At 42.5% G+C, this 2,482-nt stretch carries 2 protein-coding genes and 1 pseudogene; all 3 read right to left on the minus strand.

The features are described from left to right. Nucleotides 1-372 precede the first annotated feature (372 nt). Complete coding sequence (locus A3GG_RS11560) at nucleotides 373-1,716, minus strand: IS1380 family transposase (protein ID WP_018357551.1); 1,344 nt, start codon at nucleotides 1,714-1,716, stop codon at nucleotides 373-375. 153 nt (nucleotides 1,717-1,869) lie between these two features. Next, nucleotides 1,870-2,052, minus strand: a pseudogene (locus tag A3GG_RS13285) (helix-turn-helix domain-containing protein); the annotation flags it as partial. Continuing rightward, on the minus strand, nucleotides 2,036-2,389 hold the full coding sequence (locus tag A3GG_RS0101420; protein WP_018357553.1) for a helix-turn-helix transcriptional regulator: 354 nt from the start codon (nucleotides 2,387-2,389) through the stop codon (nucleotides 2,036-2,038). The pseudogene A3GG_RS13285 and the gene A3GG_RS0101420, both read right to left, overlap by 17 nt. Nucleotides 2,390-2,482: the final 93 nt, after the last annotated feature.

Raw genomic sequence — 2,482 nt, forward strand, 5'->3', positions numbered from 1 at the left:
AGAAAAATCTACCAAGCCCTAAACTATAAAACCCACCCATTTAGAAAAATCAAAATTTGTAGTACACAGTAACTCTTTAAAAAAAAGACAACAACTCTAATAACAGTCACTTACACTCCGACAGGGGTCAAACTTGGGCTAGATTCCGCAGGTAAAGGTTTGATATCATTTGAGTAGCTCTGTTTGTGCTTTTTCCATTCAGCTCTACTTGATTTTTCTGCCACTAACTCTATTTTTTTGTTGTGGCAGAGGGGAACACTGGTATTTTGACTGTCTAAGAGGTGTCCATATTGCTTCAATTGTTAAATTTCTTGCTGTTCGGGCATAACTACTGTCCTAAGGTCTAGTTATCACCTCAGGGATCTGTTTTTTTTATTTGTTTGATTTACAATATATTGCATATAATCGTTCTACATATCTCTGCTGCAATCGGGTCAAACCAAACAGTCGTAGCACATCTCCCGTTTTATCCTTTACCCACTGAGCTGGACAAGCGACGAATTGAAAGATAAAGGCCTTCAGTCTGCTTCTTTTACTGATAAGATTGCCAGTAGTCAAGGAGAGGTCAGCGACATACTTCGTGTAGAAGTTGCGTAACAGGGCTGTAAGGAGCATAAACACAGTATTTTGATTCATGTCCGAGCTGGGGAGATGCGACCAATTAAAGTCATTATTAAGCTGATCAAATACCCGCTCAATGGAGCCACGCCTATTGTAGTACTTTACAATCTCCTCCTCGCTACTCTCAAAGTCATTGGTAATGATTCCAAAGTAGCGATACTTCATCTCCTCGTCCTCCTGAAACATAGTATCTTGCGCCCATCCATCCTCGTAGCGATAAAGCACCACACGATAGGTCTTGCCCTTGATAAACTCGTCCGTTTCTACAGACCTCACATCCAATCGTCTCAAATCTCCATTGCTACCAAGAAGCTTTATCCGTCTCCATCCACTAGTACTCTCATTGACAAGTGAGTTGTAGTAAGGCGTCTGCTTTGAGCGAATGTAGAAGGTATCAGAGTACTCCTCCACCACAGAGATCACCTCCTTGGAGTATGACCCCGCATCCATGCGAGACCTCTTTACCCTAACCCCCTCTTTCTTAAGAGATTCATAAGCATGCCTCAAAGTAGTAGCTTGGTCAAATACTACACTCGCATTGCCATCTCTACCCTCAATGTAAATAGGATGACCATTGGCAAAAGCAATCCCTGGGGCATACCCTTTTACCTCCTTGTAAGTCCAAAGGGCATCCTGCTTTTCCGTCTCAATAATCTGATTGTCATAGTCAAAGTCACACTGCTTGTCCAATAGCCCAAGAGCCGCTGTTCCCTTAACCAAGAGGTTATTTAACTGGTCATTACGATTAAAGTGATAACCTATTCCAGATCTATCAGAAGTGACTACCTCATTACGGACAGCAAGTTTCTTGAAAGTTCTCAATATCGTATCAGCACTAGGAGCCTTGACTGAAGGGTGCTGGGCAAGCTCCGGTACCAGAGAATTGATGTCCTCAATACATGTGCCACCAGATAATATGCTGAGATATAACGAATTAATTACTTCGGAGAAGGAGTATCCTCCACCCCTAGAGCTTCTTACACCAAGCGTGCTATCCAAAAGCTCAAGGAGCCTTTGGAAGTCCTTAGAGTCATGAATGAGATTTAATCCCCCAAATCTTTGGGTTTTCTCAGAAATCACTTGTATCTTTGTCATGCTTAACAAAGCTTTTATTAAGCTGTTTGTGTTTGAATATCAGTTGTTTATGATAGAATAAAGATACCAAAAATCAACAAAAAAGGGTGAGAAATCATGCGATTTCTCACCCTTTAACTTTTACACCTCTGCGAACTTGCGGAATCTAGGAGGGTATCGTTGCAGGGTTCGCTTGCTGATTTGAAGCATCATGCACACCTCTTGATTATCCAGTAGTGGTTCTCCGTCTATCATCGGACGTTGAGGTATGTCGGGAGTCGTCCGTTTCAAGTCATCGAAACGCTTCATGAGGCGGTCCATCCATTCAAGGAAAGTCTCTCTATCCAATAGTTCCATCCTCTATCCTCCTGCTTTTAAGTTCGAAGTTATGCCGTAGCTCTTCCATATTTTTCGGGTTACAATAGAGGCTTCTGTTATGTATCGCTTCCTCAATGTCGTGCAGGTCGTAGTAGCAACGCCCATAAATCAGCTTGTAATTGATTCTCTCTGCGCTGCGTAACCGCTGAAGCGTGCGCTTACTGATACCGAGTATTTCGGCTAACTCATCATTGGTAACGAGGCGGTTCTCATACTCCGCCTTTGCCTTTTCCTCTTTCTCTACATACCGAAGGATTTTCTCTATCTTCCCCATCAGTTCATGGTAGGCTTTGCTATCGATTGTAATAACATCCATTGCTCTTAGAATTTGAATATGGTGCAAAGTTCGGGAGATGCTTTTGCTATTTTTGGTTCATCCGACATTTCGTGTGATACGGCAGTCATGTAG

Origin of the sequence: Porphyromonas levii DSM 23370 (assembly GCF_000379925.1) — a bacterium.
Taxonomy (GTDB): domain Bacteria; phylum Bacteroidota; class Bacteroidia; order Bacteroidales; family Porphyromonadaceae; genus Porphyromonas_A; species Porphyromonas_A levii.

Excerpts from the sequence above, each read along its gene's own strand:
- A3GG_RS0101420 (WP_018357553.1), bottom strand. The coding sequence starts at position 2,389 with ATGGATGTTATTACAATCGATAGCAAAGCCTACCATGAACTGATGGGG.
- A3GG_RS11560 (WP_018357551.1), bottom strand. The coding sequence starts at position 1,716 with ATGACAAAGATACAAGTGATTTCTGAGAAAACCCAAAGATTTGGGGGA.